Origin of the sequence: Baaleninema simplex PCC 7105 (assembly GCF_000332355.1) — a bacterium.
GTDB classification, from domain to species: Bacteria; Cyanobacteriota; Cyanobacteriia; order Cyanobacteriales; family Geitlerinemataceae; genus Baaleninema; species Baaleninema simplex.
Map to the genome: position 1 here is coordinate 810,572 of NZ_KB235958.1, position 19,106 is coordinate 829,677.

Annotated in this window: 16 protein-coding genes; 8 read left to right on the forward strand and 8 right to left on the reverse strand. The window is 54.2% G+C overall.

Annotated features, from left to right (window positions below):
• Window positions 1–122: 122 nt before the first annotated feature.
• The 4 genes from GEI7105_RS0105570 to GEI7105_RS0105585 form a co-directional block, all read right to left on the reverse strand.
• Window positions 123–599, reverse strand: a complete 477-nt coding sequence (locus tag GEI7105_RS0105570; RefSeq protein ID WP_026097456.1) for a low molecular weight protein-tyrosine-phosphatase — start codon at window positions 597–599, stop codon at window positions 123–125.
• A 233-nt stretch (window positions 600–832) separates the two neighbouring features.
• Complete coding sequence (locus tag GEI7105_RS0105575; protein WP_017659495.1) at window positions 833–3,616, reverse strand: CHASE2 domain-containing protein; 2,784 nt, start codon at window positions 3,614–3,616, stop codon at window positions 833–835.
• Complete coding sequence (locus tag GEI7105_RS29210) at window positions 3,601–4,440, reverse strand: DUF928 domain-containing protein (protein ID WP_218959060.1); 840 nt, start codon at window positions 4,438–4,440, stop codon at window positions 3,601–3,603. Before GEI7105_RS29210 ends, GEI7105_RS0105575 begins: the two co-directional genes overlap by 16 nt.
• A gap of 580 nt (window positions 4,441–5,020) precedes the next feature.
• Entirely contained in the window at window positions 5,021–7,558 is a 2,538-nt protein-coding gene (locus tag GEI7105_RS0105585) for a CHAT domain-containing protein (RefSeq protein ID WP_035492446.1), read from the reverse strand.
• A gap of 474 nt (window positions 7,559–8,032) precedes the next feature.
• Here GEI7105_RS0105585 and GEI7105_RS0105590 point away from each other — a divergent pair, with 474 nt between their 5' ends.
• A complete protein-coding gene (locus GEI7105_RS0105590) occupies window positions 8,033–10,780 on the forward strand; it encodes a beta strand repeat-containing protein (protein WP_017659497.1) in 2,748 nt (915 codons plus the stop codon).
• Between the two features lie 310 nt (window positions 10,781–11,090).
• Entirely contained in the window at window positions 11,091–11,333 is a 243-nt protein-coding gene (locus GEI7105_RS36780) for a hypothetical protein (protein WP_144053681.1), read from the forward strand.
• On the opposite strand, the gene GEI7105_RS29215 is transcribed toward GEI7105_RS36780, so the two are convergent.
• Window positions 11,291–11,785: an REP-associated tyrosine transposase gene (locus GEI7105_RS29215; RefSeq protein WP_017659499.1), complete on the reverse strand. Its 495-nt coding sequence runs from the start codon at window positions 11,783–11,785 to the stop codon at window positions 11,291–11,293. The two genes, GEI7105_RS36780 and GEI7105_RS29215, sit on opposite strands and share 43 nt — an antisense overlap.
• 351 nt (window positions 11,786–12,136) lie before the next feature.
• Here GEI7105_RS29215 and GEI7105_RS36785 point away from each other — a divergent pair, with 351 nt between their 5' ends.
• Both GEI7105_RS36785 and GEI7105_RS0105605 read left to right on the forward strand, forming a co-directional pair.
• Window positions 12,137–12,292 (forward strand): hypothetical protein, encoded by a 156-nt coding sequence (locus GEI7105_RS36785; protein WP_158413168.1) that lies wholly within the window; start codon window positions 12,137–12,139, stop codon window positions 12,290–12,292.
• A 69-nt stretch (window positions 12,293–12,361) separates the two neighbouring features.
• Window positions 12,362–13,165, forward strand: a complete 804-nt coding sequence (locus tag GEI7105_RS0105605; protein ID WP_035492448.1) for an inositol monophosphatase family protein — start codon at window positions 12,362–12,364, stop codon at window positions 13,163–13,165.
• A 17-nt stretch (window positions 13,166–13,182) separates the two neighbouring features.
• Here the strand turns inward: GEI7105_RS0105605 and larB are convergent, their stop codons facing one another.
• The 3 genes from larB to ispF form a co-directional block, all read right to left on the reverse strand.
• Window positions 13,183–13,959, reverse strand: a complete 777-nt coding sequence (gene larB / locus GEI7105_RS0105610) for a nickel pincer cofactor biosynthesis protein LarB (RefSeq protein WP_017659501.1) — start codon at window positions 13,957–13,959, stop codon at window positions 13,183–13,185.
• A gap of 102 nt (window positions 13,960–14,061) precedes the next feature.
• Complete coding sequence (locus GEI7105_RS0105615) at window positions 14,062–15,840, reverse strand: ABC transporter substrate-binding protein (RefSeq protein ID WP_017659502.1); 1,779 nt, start codon at window positions 15,838–15,840, stop codon at window positions 14,062–14,064.
• Between the two features lie 190 nt (window positions 15,841–16,030).
• The gene (gene ispF, locus GEI7105_RS0105620; RefSeq protein WP_017659503.1) at window positions 16,031–16,516 is read right to left on the reverse strand and encodes a 2-C-methyl-D-erythritol 2,4-cyclodiphosphate synthase; all 486 of its coding nucleotides are present in this window, start codon (window positions 16,514–16,516) and stop codon (window positions 16,031–16,033) included.
• Between the two features lie 94 nt (window positions 16,517–16,610).
• Here ispF and GEI7105_RS0105625 point away from each other — a divergent pair, with 94 nt between their 5' ends.
• From GEI7105_RS0105625 to GEI7105_RS0105635, 4 genes are all read left to right on the forward strand, one after another.
• Complete coding sequence (locus GEI7105_RS0105625; protein WP_017659504.1) at window positions 16,611–16,916, forward strand: carbon dioxide-concentrating mechanism protein CcmK; 306 nt, start codon at window positions 16,611–16,613, stop codon at window positions 16,914–16,916.
• Window positions 16,917–17,051: 135 nt separating this feature from the next.
• A complete protein-coding gene (locus tag GEI7105_RS0105630; protein ID WP_017659505.1) occupies window positions 17,052–17,402 on the forward strand; it encodes a carbon dioxide-concentrating mechanism protein CcmK in 351 nt (116 codons plus the stop codon).
• A 274-nt stretch (window positions 17,403–17,676) separates the two neighbouring features.
• Window positions 17,677–17,868, forward strand: a complete 192-nt coding sequence (locus tag GEI7105_RS34465; protein WP_245555376.1) for a hypothetical protein — start codon at window positions 17,677–17,679, stop codon at window positions 17,866–17,868.
• 53 nt (window positions 17,869–17,921) lie between these two features.
• A complete protein-coding gene (locus GEI7105_RS0105635) occupies window positions 17,922–18,911 on the forward strand; it encodes an RNA-guided endonuclease InsQ/TnpB family protein (protein WP_017659506.1) in 990 nt (329 codons plus the stop codon).
• The last annotated feature ends 195 nt before the right edge of the window (window positions 18,912–19,106 follow it).

A 19,106-nucleotide genomic window follows, 5' to 3' on the forward strand; every position in this document is an offset into this window, starting at 1 on the left:
GATTCCGTATGAGGGGTTCACCGGAGCGTTAACAGTGCTGGTTCAGCAAGCAATGAGCAGTGAGCCGTGAAGCAGTGGAGACAGTTGACAGTTTCTTCCTTGCCCCCTTGTCTTCCCTGCTCTTAATCCAAATGCGGGCGGATATCAGCGAGGAGTCCTTCACACGCATCGAGGAGTAGATCGATAACGCGATCGAAGCCTTCGAGACCGCCATAATAGGGATCGGGAACTTCTTTAACCGTGTAGTTTCGGCAAAAATCGCACATCAAATAAACTTTATTCTCGTAAATTCCCGCGCGATCGAGGGCGAGGATATTGTGGTAATTTTCCAAATCCATCGCCAAAATGCGATCGAAGCGATCGAAATCTTCTGCGACAAACTGACGGGCGCTTCCCACTAGGGCAATACCTCGTTTTTCAGCCGCTTCCTGCATTCTCTTGTCGGGCGGTTTTCCAATGTGGTAATCGGACGTTCCTGCTGAATCGCAGGTAATTTCCCCTTTCCAACCCGCCTGCTCGATGAGATAGCGCATGATATTTTCCGCAGATGGAGAGCGGCAAATATTGCCCAAACACACGAACAGTAATCGATAAGCCATAGTTACGTCTTCAAACATACTAAGCCTGTACGGGCAGGCTCGAATTTCTCTGATTGCTACTACAGCGTACCAGAAGCGTGAATTCTAATGACAGAGAGTCTGCGATCGCGTCTCCGGTCGAACTGAGCTTGAGTGCGGTAGAGGACGCGATCGCTCGAGCGACGATCGGGCAAGGATTTTTTGTATTGATTTTTTGTTCGATTCAGATTGCCATAACAGTAAGTGGCGATCGACTACAGGTAATAGTTATCGAGGAAAGCCCGTAACTGTTTGACCTGAAAAGTTTTCGCGAATTCCAACACCCGATCGGCAAAGGGAGTCAACTGAGGGTTTTCTGCTTTCAACGCTTCGACTTCCCCGCTCAACCGCTTTAAATTGCCTTGAAGTGTCAGTTCGTGCAATCGTTCGAGGCGATCGTGCGGTGGGGGAACGATATCCTTGCTGTGGTTCCGAAGATCGGCTGCTCGAACCTCGCGATCGGGCATTCCGTAAATCCACTGACAGCCCAACAACTCCTCGAGGGTTTGCAATACGCGATCGCGCGAGAGAGGTTTTGAGAGAAACGCATCTGCCCCAGCCGTCAGAGCGGCTTCGCGATCGCGCTCGAAGGCACTGGCCGAACAGACCACAATTTTCAAACCGCCGTCCGGTCGATACCGCTTCAACCGACGGATCGCGTCCACTCCACCCCCATCGGGCAACATCCAATCGACGAACGCCACATCGATCGCCCCTTTTTGCAGGCGTCTCAACGCTGTTTTGACATCCGCCGCCTCCACTGTCGGACAGCCGAGGTCGTTCAGCCAAGACACCAACACCGCACGCCCGTAATCGCTATCGTCAACGGCCAAAGCCGTCGGCGGCGTGCCATCGATCCCCACGACTAACGATATGCTTCCGGTTGAGGGACGTTCCCAACGCTCGGCCACCTCCAACTCTAACTCGAAACCAAAAACACTTCCTTTTTTAGGTTGACTTTTTACCCATAACGTGCTACCCATCGCCTGAACGATTTTCTGTCCGATCGACAAACCCAATCCCGTGCCTTCAGCTTGTTTGCGGCGATCGCCCACTTGCTCGAAAGGCTGAAAAATTTTCTCGATCTGCTCGGAAGTCATACCCACCCCCGTATCGATCGCCTCAAACCGAACGCGACAAGATTTCAGCGTCCCGCGATCCGACAGCCCGCTTTCGGAAGTCTCGACAGGCGATTGCAGGAGCGTCGCGCGAAACACGACCCCACCGAGATCGGTAAACTTGATCCCGTTGCCCAGTAAATTCAACAGCACTTGACGCAAGCGTTTCTCGTCTGCCCGTATCCCTGCTGGCAACCGAGGATCGATATCGCAATCGAACGTAATCCCTTTCTGGTACGCACGAATCGCGCACATTTGCGCCACACCTCGCAAAAAACCCAAAAAATCGAATTCGATCGGCTGCAACTCGAATTTTCTCGCTTCGATTTTCGACAAATCCAGAACGTCGTTAATCAGCGTTAACAAATGAGTTCCGCACTGATAAATCGCCACCAATCCATCGCGTTGTTTCGTCGTGACCTGAGAATCCCGCTGTAGAATATCCGCATACCCGAGAATGCCGTTGAGGGGCGTTCTCAGCTCGTGACTCATATTGGCCAAAAACTCGCTTTTGGCTTGATTGGCAGCGTCCGCTCGTTGCTTGGCCACTTCGAGTTCTCGGGTGCGATCGCGAACTTTTTCCTCCAACACCGAAGAATACTCCCGAAGTCGTTCGTTCGCCTGCTCGAGTTGTTCGTTAGCTCGTTCGAGTTGTTCGTTCGTCGTTTTAAGCTTCAACTGACTGTAATAATTTGACACCGCCAAACTTGTCGCCACCACTGCAACGGCTGGAGAAACCACTGGAACTAAGCTCCCGGTGACGAATCCCACATAGGTTATTCCGGCTAAGGGAATCCAACAGATGGCAATTCCCGACAGAGAGCTGTACCAGAGAGAACTCGTCCCGCTGCGGTGGCGGACTAAAACGCGCCAGACGATCGCGCCGCTGACAAACGACCATATCGCGATCCACAACCATTCTTCTTCCTGCGTCCAAGGTTGCAGCAGCGGGCGTCCGTCGAGGGCTGCCGACATGAGGTGACTGGCCACGTGGGCGTGAACCTCGACGCCGTTCATGGCTGAAGATCCCGTTCCGTAGGGCGTCGGGAATACGTCTTTCGTACTGCTGGCGGTCGAACCGATCAACACGATGCGATCGCGGAAAAAGTTCCCTGGAACCTTATCCTCGAGAACGTCGCTGAGCGACACTTGAGGGAAACTACCGTTCCCACCGCGATAGTTGAGAAAAATCTGATAGCCCCCAGACACGGCTTCCGAATAGCCTCCAATGGGCGATCGTAACGGAACGAACGTCGCCTGTCCCAAGCGGTAACAAGACAAACAGTCTGAAAGGCGCTCTAGGGTAAGACCTTCGCGTTCGAGGTATTTCAGGCTCAAATCGACGCCCAATCCGAAGCGTAGCCGACCGTCGATGCGAGAAGAAACGAGTGCCCGGCGGACTTTCCCGTCGCCATCTTCCATCACGTCGGCCAGACTGACGCGACCGAGTCGAGCCAAAGTCGGGGGAGGGGCGACCGTATCTTCGCCGAGTGCTTTTTCGATACCGACTAAGTTTGGTGTCGATTTCATGACCTCGACCAAGCGATCGTATCCCGGTTCTTCAGGAAAATCTCGGTACAAATCCAAACCGATCGCGCGGGGAGACCGATTCCGAACGCGTTCGATGACCTCGGCCAGAACTGCATCGGGAACCGGCCACTCCCCCAAACGGCGGATGTCTGCTTCGCCGATGGCCACGATCGCGATTCGTGAATCTACGGGTGCGTCCGGACGCAGGCGAAACAGCGTATCGATGGCAACACGCTCGAATAATTGAAATCCGCCAAAGGTAGCGGTAAAACTGACGACCAACGCCACTGGCGGGGCGGTAAAAAACACACCCTGCCAGCTACTCAACCACCTCGTCAACCGTTGCCACATTCGTGGGTCGAGCTGACTGAGGTTGAATCGACGAAGGGGCGATCGGCGATCGCCTCGAGTCCGACTTGAGCTAAAAGGTCGCGCCATTCAGTTGCTAAAACGTTGCTATGGGGGCGAGCTTGTCGCAACGCAGCGAGAACTTCGAGAGCGTCGTACCAAATTCCGGAACGTCCGTAGGTGGCAGCCAAATCGAGGCTGTTTTCCTTTGAAGCCAGACTTTCCCAATCGGGAGACTGAGGAACTCGTCGCACCCATCCAGAAGTACTGGGACTGTCAGGACGCAGCCGATCGCTCGTGACGACGGCAACGTACCACTGATAGTTTTTTCCGAGTTCGAGTTCTCGGGCTTCCGACGGCAGTGTCAGTTGTACGATGCCCTCACAGCCAGAAATCGATAAAACCCCTTGGTAGTGAGGGAAACGATCGACCGTTTCGTTGTCGGTCGCCACGTACTCGTGCAGGCTGAAAAACATTTGGCGAGCGACGGTTTCCGGAACGTAGACGAAAAACGACGGGTGGGCGGAAACTGTTCTGCCGTAATGGGTCTCTGGAACGAGTGGCGTTAGCGAGACGAGTTGAGACTCAGAGTCTTGGCTCGAGACGGCAAATTCGTTTTCGCTACGGGATGCGCCACTCCCACTTTCCTCGGGTGCATCCTCGTCGGGGGGTTCGAACTCCCAGCGATAGCGAGACCCACCTCCTCCACTTTCGCCGGGGGCGGCAGGTTCTTCTGGAGGTGGCTCGAAGTGCACGATTCCCCGCGAACCCCCTCCACCACTGTCAGGTGGTGCGGGAGGACTTTCTGGGGGCGGCTCGAAGCGCACAATTCCACTGAGTTCGCTGCGTTGAGAACTGGTGAACGTGTCAGTTCGATCTGATTTGGCAGGCTCGCCTGGGGACGAATCTGTTGATGGGATCGAAAAGGACACTTTGGGGTAAAAGATGCACCCGATCGCTGCGATCGTAGCAAATGACGCGCACGCGATCGAACGATGGCTAGTCAACATAAGGCAAGCTGGTTTGCTCGGTAATAAAACTTAATTTTAAGCAAGAATTTCCACCAGCACTGTTATTTAATAGTTCTGTAAGTTGGAATTGTCCGGAAATTTCTGAGGGACGCAGCCATTCTAAAGGGTAGGTTTCAGTGTGAAAGACTGAAACTTGCAAAATTGAAACTCAACATCCGCTCGAAATTCTCAGAAATGAGGAAGTCCTCTAAGCCCAGTTTAGTCGAACCTTGAGAGGAAACCAACTTGAGGGAGAGGGGGAGCCAGGGAGAGGGGGAGAGGGGGAGCCAGGGAGAGGGGGAGAGGGGGAGCCAGGGAGAGGGGGAGCCAGGGAGAAACTGTCACCTGAAAACTGTCTTCACTGGTGACTGGTGACTGGTGACTGGTGACTGTAAATCTATTGCCAGTTGCCGATCGCCACAAACGGCGCCCAGAAAAACGGATGGTTGTACGGTGACTCTCGCAAGAGATGGAGTTGGGCGCGGCGTAAGGCTTCTGCCTTGTTCGGTCGCGGCTGTTGGGTCAGTTGGCGGTAAAATTCGTCCATGAGTTGGGTCGTCGAGAGATCGCGAACCGACCATAGGGTGGCGAGAGTGCTGCGAGCGCCCGATCGCACGGCCATTCCGGCTAAACCCAATACTGCTCGTTCGTCTCCTAACGCTGTTTGACAAGCACTGAGTACCAGTAAGTCGATCGATCGACCGAAGCGGCGAGTTTGCAACCAGCGATCGAAATCTCTGACGTTCAGGCGGCCGTCCCAGGTCAGCAGAAACGTATCGTCGGCGTTGGAACTAAACTGACCGTGGGTGGCCAGGTGAACGATGTTGAAATCGCGCGATCGCACTTGGGTTTCGAGCTGTTGCTCGGTAAACTTGTCGTCGAGTAAAACCCGCGCGGGGAGATAGCGGGCAATGCGATCGAGTTCGGTGGCGACTCCGGGGAGTGCGGGAAATCCTCGGCGAGCTTCTGTCAGTCCGCCACTGAGAACCTGGGGGCGATCGGGTAACGGAGATTGCGGTGCGAACAGGTACAAGCTGGGGCTCAGAGCGATCGCGTAGCGTTCGATGAGATAGCTGTTGCCGTCGTGTAACGCTGCTAGGGGTAGAGTTTGTAACGTACTGTCGAGAACGAACACCAGGGTTTCGATCTCTTCTCGTTTTAAAACGTCTTCTTCGGGTTTTAACAACCAGTCGTAGAGGGTTTGAGAAATCTCGAGTCGATCGAGATCTGAATAGGCTAGGTGTAGCGATTCGAGCATTTTCGCTACTTTTTCTTCAACTTGGGTTTGAGAAACCTCAGTTGAAAACAGTTGTAGGGGATGCCCGGCCACGGAGAGAATGACGAACAGGCGATCGGGTAAAACGATCGGGTAAACCACTGCGGCGTGGGGATCGATGGCGTCGATCGAAACCGGCCGAACGTCCAAACAGGCTTCTCGAAAGAAGTTGTCGAGTTCGGCCAGTTGTAAAGATTCGATCGCCTTTCGCGCTTCGCCCACCAGAGCATCGAACCGGTCTCGATCGCTCGATCGGTGCAGTTCGGCTTTTTGGAGAAGCAAGCTGACAAATTCTCGATAGACGGGTTCGACCCGCTCGCGGAAGGAAAATCGCAAGTCCGTCTCGAACGAGGCTAAATCTCCCCGAACGACCTTCAGCGCCGCGACGGCTTCGCGATAGGCGGCGAGGGCGTTGTCATAGTCGTTCTGTCGGGCTAGAACGCGTCCTAACTGCCATTGCCACCGTGCTAGCAAGTCGGGGGTATGGATGGCTTGCGCCAGAGCCAGCGATCGCTCGGTGAGGGTTCGGGCGTCTTCGAGTTGTCCGAGGCGTTCGTAGAGATGTCCGAGTTCTCCCAAGCTGTAAGATCGAGCGCGGAGATCCCCCAATTCTGCGGCTTCCGTTGCCGCTCGTGCCAACAGCCTCGCGACGGTTTCTCGGTCGTTGGGGGACAGGCGCTGCCAACTTTGTGCCAAGTTGACTCGCGCGTATACCGAGCGGCGACTGACCGGTAGGGTCTCGAGCAGTGCGGTGATTTCGGGTAACAGCGATCGCGCCGTATCGAACTCGTCGGTTTCGATCCACAAGCTTAACCGATCGAGCTGCACTTCTAGGCGATCGAGTCCCTCGCTGCGTCGCGCGACCCAGTCATAGGCATCCAAGGCGGTTTCCGTATCTCCTAAATCCCGCGCCGTATCGCTCAAGCTCAGCAACGCCCCCCGCACCCCCTCTTCATCTCCCACCGCCGTCGCCACAGCTAAACTCCGCTCTAAAATTCGCTGCGCCTCTCCGATTCGACCCATCATGTGCAGGACTGTTCCCAAGCTCCGCAACCCTCGGGCTTTCAGGGGGGAGTCTGGAGTCTCTTCGAGCTGTTGCGTGACGCGTTCGAGGAGGACTTTCGCCCGTCGATACAGTCCCAAGGTTTGCAACGCCTGTGCTTGGTTGATTTGGCTGCCGAACCGTCCGGTCTCATCGGCGATCGCGATGTAAGTGGTTTCGGCCGCTTGCCAGGTTGCGAGGGCGCTTTCGGGATCGCCGCGCTCGAACTGCCACTGTCCGAGGGTGTTGAGGAAGAGGGCGCGAATTTGCCGTTCGACGTCCGTAGAGGGATCGGGGCTGAGGAGCGATCGCACCCGGTCGAGGGCGTCTCCGGCCGCGTCCCACTGTCCGAGCCGTTGGTAGGCCAGAGATAGATAAATGCGACTGAGGGCTTCGTTGAGGCGATCGTGGCGGCGATCGTACCCTCGGGCTGCCGTTTCCCAGACCGACGCTGCTTCTGCAAACCGCCCGGCTTCGTAGTACTGTTGACCTCGGGCGATGGGGTCGAGTTGGGAAGAGGAGAGGGAGAAGGGGAGCGAGGGAGAGGGGGAGAAGGGGAGCGGGGGAGAAAGGGCGATCGAGCTGGCGATCGACAGCCCTACCAAAAACATTGACATTCTATTTATTTTGTGGTAATAAGCGTGCGATCGATTGTCTATCGAGAGCCAATGTGGTATGAATCGAAGGTGTTAACAAACGTTAAGCCAAAAAAAAGTCAAACTCACTGGGAACATTTTCCCAGCTCGTTCAGACTAAACCTAATAAAAGTCGCCAAGTCCGTCGCTAGGACGCGCAACTCCCCTGGATCGCTCTGAACAGAAGCCCTCAGTGAAGCCCTTCTCACACAGAGTCAAACCAACTGAGATTGCGTGTTCCCACCGATCTAGACAATATCAGTGTCCATGCTGTAAATTGGCGACTGTTATGCGTACAGCGAGACTGAGAACCGATCGTACCGAGTACGCTGGCGAAAGCTAAATCTTTCGCAGCCAAGCAACCCAGCTCGAGGCAGCATTGGCCAGCGATCCAGTTAGCCGCGCCGAGAGCCAAGGTACGTTCTAAAAACCGTTAGCGAGGAAGAGGAGCGATAAGTGACTGACATTAACAATCCTAGTAACGTCATTATCGGCGACGACGCAGACGAGCTAATTCGTTTGCAGGGAACCGGCGCCGCAGCAGGATTCGGCGGCAACGACACCATTGTCAGCGCCATCAACGGTGTAGCCCCCGGCAGCCTGATTTTCGGAAATACCGGCGACGATTACTTAGAAAGCAAAGGCGTTGGTGACAGCGTTTTCGGCGGTAAAGACGACGATTACGCGATCAACGATACCGGTCAAGCCCTCATGTCTGGAGACCTGGGCAACGATACGCTCTGGGGCGAAGAGGGACTTTATACCCTGTTCGGTGGTGCCGGAAACGATTATCTCTACTCTGAAGAAGCTGAAAGCATTCTCCTCGGTGAAGACGACGACGACACCCTGGCGGGTGGAGAAGGCGCCGATACCTTCGCCGGTGGAGAAGGTGACGACTACGTCAAAGCCGGTCCCGAAGGTGCGAGCTTCCTGTTTGGAAATGAAGGTGGCGACTACCTCCTTTCCGAAACCAGCGACGAAAACGGCGATGCTGACAGTCTGTACGGCGGACAAGGCAACGATACAGCCGTAGTTGGCGGAAGCAGCGTCGCAGATAACCCACTGCTCGTCGGCGACTTGGGCGACGACAGCTTGATCGTCGAAGCCAACATCAGTGGTGCGATCCTCGGGGGTGACATCAGCCCCGACGGTCAAATTGCTGGAACCGATGTGGGCGACGATTATCTCTATGTCGCGGCCGGTAGCGACCACGGTTTGGCAGGTAACGGCGGAGACGATCGCCTGGTTCTCGGCGCAGCAGTCGGAGCCAACGTGACCCTGCAAGGCGGTCAAGGTAACGATAGCCTGACTGGAACGGCTGGCGCAGGCCTACAGACCTTCGGCGACTTGGGAGATGACTATCTCTACTTAGTTGCCAATGGTGCAGAACTCTGGGGCGATAACCCGGATGCCACGGAGTGCAACTCTGATACCATCATTGGTGTGGGCGGTAACAACACCCTGGTGGGCGATAGCGATGTGGCCGGCTCGGATACGTCCGATAGCGGTGACCTGCTGATGACCATGGCGGGTAGCAACAACCTCCTGATTGGCGGTTGCGGCGACGATACCCTGGATGCTTCGGCCAGCGGCCCTGGCGATACCTTAGTGGGTGGAGCAGGTGACGACTACTACGTCTTCGGTGCTGGTGCTGTCATCGCTCAAGACACCCTGGGTATCAACACCTACATCGGTAGCGGTGCGCTTGACGTTACGGTGACGGTGCAGGCTCAAGATAGCTTCGGTGGAGATGCCAACTTCTTCATCCCCGGTGACAACAGCAACGTCCGCTCCATTGCTTCGGGCGGTATCATCTCTGGCGATGCGCCCGACTTGCTGACGATCGGCTCGGCGAACGGCGTGACCGATTCCGGCGGTGGCGACGATACTCTCAACGTCGGTAACGTCACGGGAAGCGTTAGCGGTGGAGACGGCAACGACATTATTAACGTCGTCGGAACCGATCCGACTGTCGGTCCCATCGACGGTGGACTGGGTGACGACTCCATTGCAGCGCAGACCGTTGCCGGTAGCGTGACGGGTGGCGAAGGTGCTGACACGCTGGACTTCGACAGCCTGCAAGGGGGTGCGGTCGTGTCCGGTGGTGACGGTAACGATATATTCAACATCGGTACGGTCGATGCTGGCGCGTCTATCAGTGCTGGTGCGGGTAATGAAGTCATCTCGATCGGCGGACTCGGTACTGTTGCGGGTGAAGTCTCGGTGGCAGGCGATGCTGGCGACGATACCCTCGGTCTCAGCAGCGGTGCCACAGACAACATTGGAACTACCAGCCCCACGTTGAACCTGAGCGGTGGCGAGGGCAACGACGTCCTGCAAGGTCGCCAGTTCGGTGGAGACATTCTCAGCGGTGGTGCTGGTAACGACCAGCTCTACGGCGGTACTGGTATGACCGCAGCCACTCGAGCCAATGTTATCGCTCTGGATGGATCGGTCTCGGCGACAGAAGCTGTGAACTACGGTGATGGCGATCAGCTCACAGGTGGTGCAGGTGCGGATCGATTCGTGATCTTGAGTCTCCAAGAAACGGGTAACGTACTCGAAACTGCACTCGACGATAACTACGTTGGTAACCCTGCGCTGGTCGAGGGAGCGGGAGAAGAGTTTCTGGCGGCGAGTGGTCCTCTAGCTGTTGCTGAGAACTTTATCGTCGGTACAACGGGTGAGTACGTCACTGAAGTTGGTACGACTCCTGGTGCGCCCAACTTAGATGCTGGTTACTTCACCTCTGGCTTCAATGTCGATACCTTGACTGACTTCTCGATCTCTCAAGGTGACGTTATCGTCCTGAAAGACGATGCGTTCACTGATTACGAAGCTGGTGCTGGTGATGCTGTTTTGCCATCAGTTTACACCTTCGCTGGAACGGGCGTTCTGTTCGGTGAAATCAATCCCACGGCTGGTTCGAACGCTGTTAATGCTGCTTACACCCCTGACGTCGGTTTTGACGGTGACTTTGCTGGTCTCGTGTACGGCGGTACTCTCACTGCTGATGGCTTTGATGATGCAGGTCGAGTCAGCTACGACCAGAGCACGGGTGGCTTGTACATTGGAGACGGTGTGGACAATAAAATGACTCTGTTTGCCGTGTTACCCACTGGCTTAAGTTTCACGGGTGTTGACGCAAACGACTTCATCAAGTTCGACGACCTCCAAGGTGGCGGTGGTATCAACGTCATCTAGGTTCGGTTAACGATCCTTTAGCCTCTGACCAATCTAGTTGGTAGAGCTTCGTAGGGTGGGCAATGCCCACCCTATTTCTGTTTTCGAGAAATTTAAAATGTCACTCGACTGAAACCCCATCAACCATTTCATCCCAACCCCGACTTCGGTGCAATTACCCCAGCAAAACCGTAGGGTGCCGTGACGCGGGCAATTCCCCTCTCGTCCCCGAACCCCCATGTCAATCCCGCGTCACGCACCGCCCCCACCGATCCATGGAACCCCCACCGTATCGCATCCCACCGATCCATGGAACGATCGAGGTATTGCAATGGTTTACCCCGTCGCGAATGGGGATTTGATTTGTCCGTTCGGTGTGCCGGGTTTCACCGCGTTTTTTGGGGTTGGATGGGATGTGTCGGTTGGAGGCGGTAAGGTGGGTGTGGGGGTTTGTCGGTGGGGGCGGTGCGTGACGCGGAAACGTCATTTGACGGTGGGATGCGAGAATTGGGTTGTCCGCGTCACAGCACCCTACGGGGTGTGTGTTGGGGTGAAGCGATGGATGCTGGAATAGGGCCAATCGGTGGGATTTCGGCATAGACCATGTTTGACGGGATTGTGATGAATGTAGTCAAAATGATTTTGAAAATCCCGTTCGTCTCGAATTCGATGTTCCCAAAACCGACGTTGCCAGAGATTGCGTTCTCCTCGTTCGTATCGAGAGCGGGTTTCGGGAATTTCTAAGGTTAAAATACGACCAATTTTTCGCGTGACGTGAATTTTGATTAACCGCATTCGCGTCGAACAATTTCCATCGTTTTCGGGTAACGTCCAAAGGGCATGAAAGTGATCGGGAAGGAGAACGAAGGCATCAATTTGAAATGGATATTTTTGACGGACTCGTTCGATCGCATCTCGTAGCGTTTTTCGCGCAACAGCTCGACACAACCAAGGTTGCCGACAATAGGTAACTTGTGTAATAAAAAATGTCGCGCCCGGCGTGCGATCTCGTCGATAATTCGGCATAACAATAGCATTAGACCGTAGGGTGCCGTGACGCGGACAAAAACATTCTTACCTTTAACACTCCCCGGAAATTCCCGCGTCACGCACCGCCCCCACCGATCCATGGAACCCCCACCGTATCACAGTATCACATCCCACCGATCCAAAGCATTGGACCGTAGGGTACCGTGACGCGGACAAAAACATTCTTACCTTTAACACTCCCCGGAAATTCCCGCGTCACGCACCGCCCCCACCGATCCATAGAACGATCGCCCATCGAGGTATTTACCCCGATAATGCGTTGGGATTCGATTTGTCGGTGGGGACGGTAACGGTTGTTGGTGCGTGATTGGTCGGTTGGAGGTGTTGATGTGGGTTCGGGATGGGTCGCGGTGGGCGCGGTGCGTGACGCGGGACGGTCATGAGACGGTGGGATGCGACAATTTTCTTGCCCGCGTCACGGCACCCTACGGGGGGGTTCGGGATGGGTCGGTGGGCGCGGTGCGTGACGCGGGACGGTCATGAGACGGTGGGATGCGACAATTTTCTTGCCCGCGTCACGGCACCCTACGGTTGTTAATCGGTTTAATCTCTATGTCCACGAACTGGAACCATATCACCCACTTCAGCCAAACTCTAACTCAACGGGTTGGTAAAAAACTTATCGATGACTTCGGGGCGGCGACGCCAGAGGAAAAAAATGATGGTAGTCTCGTCACTAAATCTGATGTTTGGGCGGATAATGCCCTCGGTGATGCGATCGCCAAGGAATTCCCCGAACATGGCATCCTCACGGAAGAAGGTAGCCAAACGTTCCCCGATCGCGAATGGTGTTGGGTTATCGACCCCATCGACGGAACCACCAATTTCGCCCGAGGTATTCCTGTCTGGGGTATCTCACTCGGTTTACTCTATCGCGGTACGCCGGTCTTTGGGCTGGTTCACTTTCCCCCCATCCAACAGACGTTTCACGGCTTCTGGAACGGAGAGACGGGGCTAGAGGTTCCCAGCGGTGCGTATTTCAACGGCGAACCGATTCGCGTGAGTCCTGACGAACCTTCAGACAATCACCTTTTCAGCTTCTGTTCTCGCAGCGTCTCTTGGGTAAAGCATCCTTTTCCCTGCAAGATTCGTATGGTGGGTGCGGCGACGTACAATCTGTTGACGGTGGCGTCGGGCATTTGCTTGGGAGCAGCGGAAGCTACGCCCAAGGTTTGGGATATTGCGGCGGTGTACGCCATTGTACGAGCGGCGGGGGCAGCTTGGGTCTTTTTGGATGGAGAGTCCGTGTTTCCGTTAGTCGAACATCAGGATTATCTCAAACGGCCGGTTCCGTCGTTGGTGGTCTCGCGGGAGGCGTTGGTGGAGGTGTTTCGCCGACAGATTTCACCCGAATAACTCGGAACGTTCGGAAACTAGCAATTTTCAGCGATGCGGTGGGCGGTTCTTAAAATCTGTCCGGCTAATACGGCAGCCCCGAACCCGTTATCGATGTTGACGACGCCGATTCCCGCCGCACAGGAGTTTAACATGGTCAACAACGGGGCGACGCCGTTAAAACTGACGCCGTAGCCGATGCTGGTGGGAACGCCGACAACGGGACAATCGACGAGTCCGGCGACGACGCTGGGTAATGCGCCTTCCATTCCGGCGACGACGATCAAAACGTGGGCTTTGGTGAGGAGGTGGCGGTTGTCTAGCAGACGGTGCAGTCCCGCGACGCCGACATCCCACAACCGCAATACTTCAAACCCGCAGAGTTCGGCGGTGGTGGCGGCTTCTTCGGCGACGGGGAGATCGGCGGTTCCAGCACTGAGAACGCCGATCGCACCAGGATAACGGGGTTCGAGGGGATGAGGGGCGATCGCACAAATTCTTGCTTGGGGATAGTAACGCACGTCCCGCACGCGATCGCGCACTTGGGCGTAAACCTCTGCTGAAACGCGGGTTGCCATCACCGTCGGATGGCGATCGCGCATGGCTAACATAATTTCGGCAATTTGTTCGGGGGTTTTATCTTGTCCCCAAATCACTTCAGGAAATCCGGTTCTCAAACTCCGATGGTTGTCAATTTTGGCAAAGTCTCCAACCGGTTCGTAGGCGAAGTGTTTTAACTTTTTTAAGGCAGTTTTGGGATCGAGCTGTCCCATCGCTACAGCATCGAGCAGTATTTTTAGAGTATCGGCATCCATATTTTTCAGTCGCCAGTCACCAGTCGCCAGTCACCAGTTACTCGATATTTTTGGAATTTTAAACGCAGTATTGACAAAAAAATTAAGGGTTTACATTTCGATTTATTCTTCAATTGAAATTTCGTAAATATTCCAAAACGCACCGCCCGATGCCGAATATTTAATGTTTTGAAGGTCGTTCCGAATCGCACCCATTGACAAGGGATTGACGAGGTAAATAAACGGCAATTGTTCTTGAACGATGGTTTGAGCTTGGACGTAAATTGCTTTGCGTTCTTCGTCTCCAAAAACTTGAGAGCCTTGAATATAAAGCCGCTCGATTTCTTTCTCCCACTCTGAAACTTCTCGTCCTTCAAGTTCCATCACTTCCGATTTTTGGTTGAAGGAGTGCAAAGTTCCGTCCACCGACCAAATCGTCAACCCGCCGTGAGGTTCGATACTCCCCGTAAAGCCGAGTAAGTGACATTCCCAATCGAGATCGTTCGAGAGTTTGCTGACGAGGTTGTTGAAATCGATGGGGGTAAAGTTAACTTTAATGCCAATTTGACTTAAATCTTGCTTGATTTGAGCGCCGAGCGCTTCGCGAACTTGATTCCCTGCGTTGGTGATGAGGGTAAATTCGACGCGATTTCCTTCAGCATCGAGGAGGCGATCGCGATCGTCGTATTGGAACCCCACACCGAGCAACAGTTCCTTGGCTTTTTTAATGTCGTAATCGTAAGCGGGAAGTCCTTCCTCTGGGGAATAGTAATAGGGACTTTGAATTGAAATCGGAGAATGTTGAAGCTCGCCTAAGCCGCGATAAATGGTATTAATCATCGTTTGGCGATCGATGGCGTGGGCGACTGCTCGACGAAATTCTAACGTATTAAACCATTTAGATTTGACCGGATCGATGAGGGGCGTTCCGTCGGGTTTTATGCCTTTGTTGAGGTTAAATGAAATAAATGTCGTACCGAGGGCAGGCCCGTCTTCGTAGATGGTAAAATTTCCTCGTTCCTCTTCTCGTTTGAGTAACGAAAAATACTGCGGTGCGACGCTCACCGCACTCAATCCCCCCGAGCGAAATTGTAAAAGCTGTGTGTCTTGGTTCTCGACGATCTGCCAAACGATGCGATCGATATACGGTTGTGGAATGCCTCGGTCGTCTTTGCGCCAGTAATAAGGATTGCGCTCGAAAACGACTCGCTGGCTGGGAACGTATCGGTTGAGGCGATAAGGACCGTTGACGACAATTTGGGTCGGATCGGTGTCGGTTCCCCAAGTACTGTTAAAGACTGGATTGCCGTCGTCGTCCGTTTCTTCGATCGCCGGTCGTAAAATATGTTCGGGAAGAATTTCCGAACTCAAGGCACGTAGCAACGGCGAAAACGGCTCGGGAAGGATAAATTCGACTCGGCGATCGTCGAGCTTTCGGACAATAGGAAACGCCCCACTTTCTCCGACGCGCAAAACGTGACGAGTCGAGGTGGGGACTTGTTCGTTGAAGTAAACGTCGTTGTAAGTAAATACCACGTCGTCGGCGGTGAGCGGTTCTCCGTCAGACCAACGGAGGTTTTCCCGCAGCGTAAAGACGATCCTCAATGTATCGTCGGAAATTTCCCAAGATTCGGCTAACGCTGGTTCGATCTCTGTCGTCACGCCGTTGGTATCGACGAGTCCGTTATAGGTATAGGTAAAAACGTTGGGATATTCTTTGCTGAGGGCGGCGTTAAAGGTTTTGGGATCGCCGAGTTGTCCGAGGATTAGTTGCGTTCCTTCAGCTGCATCGACGCGGAAGTCCTCGAGGCTACATCCGCCGAGTCCAAACAAGGCGAAACTGGCGATCGCAACGGCGAGCCAACGATGCCATTTTCGGACGAGGTGAGAAACGAGTGACATGGCGTTTTTTTAGGAGAGGAGGAGAGGGGGAGCAGGGGGAGCAGGGGAGAAACTGTTACCTGTTAACTGTCTTCACTGGTGACTGGTGACTGGTGACTGGTGACTGTAAAAGGTGCGTGACGCGGGGACAACATTGACTGGACTTCGACGCCATTTTTTTGCCCGCGTCACAGCACCCTACGGCTTCTCGTTACGACTTTTCGTTGACGAGTAGGGCGACGGCGTAGGCGGCGATTCCTTCTTCTCGTCCGACGGGGCCGAGTTTTTCGTTGGTGGTGGCTTTGATGCCGATGGCGGTCGGATCGAGTTGCAGCGTGTGGGACAGTTTCGCTTGCATATCGGCCAGGTGAGGTTTGAGTTTGGGGCGTTCGGCGACGATGACGCTGTCGAGATTGCTGACGTGCCAACCTCTCTCGTGTAGGAGTTCGTTGACTCGTTCGAGGAGAACGAGGCTGTTGGCGCCTTTCCAGCGATCGTCGGTGGGGGGAAAGTAGTGACCGATATCGCCCAAGGCTAGAGCGCCGAGCATGGCATCCATGATGGCATGGGTGAGAACGTCGGCGTCGCTGTGACCGACGAGACCGAAGGGGTGGGGAATTTCGACACCGCCGAGGATGAGGGGGCGTCCTTCACCGAGGCGGTGAATGTCGTAACCGTTACCGATCCGAACGTTCATGGGGGCGCGATCGAAGTTTACGAGCTTCGATCGTAACTTGTGACAGTTAACTTGTACAATTGGATAGCCCAATTGCGTTGGAGGAGTCGTCCTCATGCCCGTTGCCGTCGGTATGATTCAAAGCCTCGGGTTTCCGTCTATTTTAGCGGCGGCCGATGCGGTCGTGAAGGCGGGGCGAGTGACGTTGGTGTATTTCGATAAGGCTGAAAGAGGTCAGTTCGCGATCGCCTTTCGCGGTCCGATTTCAGAAGTGAAGCAGTCGATGGACGCCGGACTCGAAGCGGTTGAAAAAACCTTTGGGGGTGAGATTATCTCTCACTATATCGTTCCCAATCCTCCTGAAAACGTGGTTGCCGTGTTGCCGCTCGAGTATACGGAAGCCAGCGAGCCGTTTCGATAGGGCGATCGACGCGAACCCTTCAACAAACTTGTTTGAAAAACCGTTTCAAACAACGTCGCCACACTCCTTAGAATAAGGAGCGGACGTATTCGGGCGAAGCTTTTTTTGAGATTTGCGAACTCTAGGAGACGAACAGTGACACAACAGGCAGTTGGAGCGATCGAAACGAAGGGATTCCCCGGTATTTTAGCCGCCGCCGATGCGATGGTGAAAGCCGGACGAGTTACCCTCGTCGGATATATCCGTGTCGGAAGCGCCCGATTTACGGTGAACATCCGGGGTGACGTTTCGGAAGTCAAACAAGCGATGGACGCCGGAATCGCCGCCGTCGAACGCACGGAAGGGGCAACTCTGGAATCTTGGGTGATTATTCCCCGTCCTCACGAAAACGTCGTGGCCGTGTTGCCGATCGATTTCAGTCCTAATGTCGAAGCCTTCCGCGATGCGGTCGAAGGGGTGAGAATGCCTCGGTTGTCCAATACGTGAATAGGTCGGGAGCTCGATCGCCCCGCTGCTTTAGCGCGGGGTGGAAAAGCGACTCGTGCGGCATCCACAGCGCCGTCAGCTTCCTTAATCCTATCTATCCAATCTTCGATTAGTTGAGTCATCGTTTTGCGCTTCTGCTTGGCAATCCGTCTTAGCTTCTCAAGTCGTCCTGCCTCAATCCTGACACTTAGCCTTAATTTCATATAGCTCATATAGCTGGCTACCCATTGACTACCCAAATATGCGATCGTCCCCAATATGCGATCGTCATAACATGAAGACACTCAAGTTCAAGCTGTACAACCACAAGCGAAATCGCCACCTGAAGCGCATCGTCAACGCCTCGGGAACGATTTACAACCACTGTATTGCGTTACATCGTCGGTACTATCGGATGTGGGGCAAACACTTGAACGGGTGCATCTCACTTTTGCACCCGGAACCCCACCCATCCTCCCCTTGCTAAGGGGAGGTGCCGAAGGCGGAGGGGTCGTTCTACGAAATTGAGATGCACCCCACTTGAACTGCGCCAAGCTCCAGAAGCATATCGCTAAACTCAGGAAACGGAATCCTTTTTGGAAAACCGTTGACGCTCAAGCCGTGCAAGACATCTGCCAGCGTATTGAAAAAGCGTATCAGTTGTTTTTTAAGCACAGAGACAAAGGGGTTCGTCCTCCTGGGTTTAAAAAAGTCAAAAAGTACAAGTCGTTTACTCTCAAGCAGAACAACTACAAGTTTCTCGGTGGAAATCGAGTCAAAATCTGCGGTCGGGTGTATCAATTCTGGAAGTCCAGAGAAATTGAGGGAAAAATTAAGACCGTGACGGTTAAACGGACTCCCTTGGGAGAGATGTTTCTGTTAGTCACGGTAGACGCTTCTTCAGAGCCGATTGTCAAAGTCGAGATGGGTAAAAGCGCTGGCTTTGACTTCGGACTGAAAACGTTTCTCACGACCTCTGAAGGCTTCAGCATTGACGCACCGCTGTTTTTCAAGCAATCTCTCCGCGAGATTCAAAAGGCGAACCGAGAACTGTCTCGCAAGCAGAAAGGGTCGAACAACCGAGAACGCGCTCGGAAAAACCTAGTTCGTCGCCACGAGGACATCGCTCACCGACGAGAAGACTGGTTTTGGAAACTAGCGCACTGGCTGACCGACCAGTTTGACGTTCTCTACTTCGAGACGCTGAACTTGAAAGCCATGCAACGGTTATGGGGGCGCAAGATATCCGACCTAGGATTTCGGTCGCTCCTGCAAATTTTGGAATGGGTTGCTCAGAAGAAAGGAAAAACCGTTGCCTACATCGATCGCTGGTTCCCGTCCAGTAAGACCTGCTCCTGCTGCGGCTATGTTCTGGACGAGTTGGATTTAAGCATGAGGCGGTGGCGCTGCCCGTCCTGCGGGTCGGAAAACGACCGGGACGAAAACGCCGCAATTAACATCAAACAGGTTGGGGCATCAACCTGTGGGTTAGGCGAAGTTAGTCAGGCTCCGCCTGCATTGGCTGTTTGAACCCAGAATCCCCGTCGCGTGACTCGCGGGGAGTTTGTCAACTCTTCTTCATCGTCCTAACGGGACTTAAACGGTAAAAAAGGTAAAATAAAAGCAAAACCCTTGACTGAAAAGGATTTAAGGTGGAGAGTGTCCCCATGAGAGAGACCACCTCAGCCGCTATGCCACCCTGCTTTGAGAAGTGGTGTAAGCGTT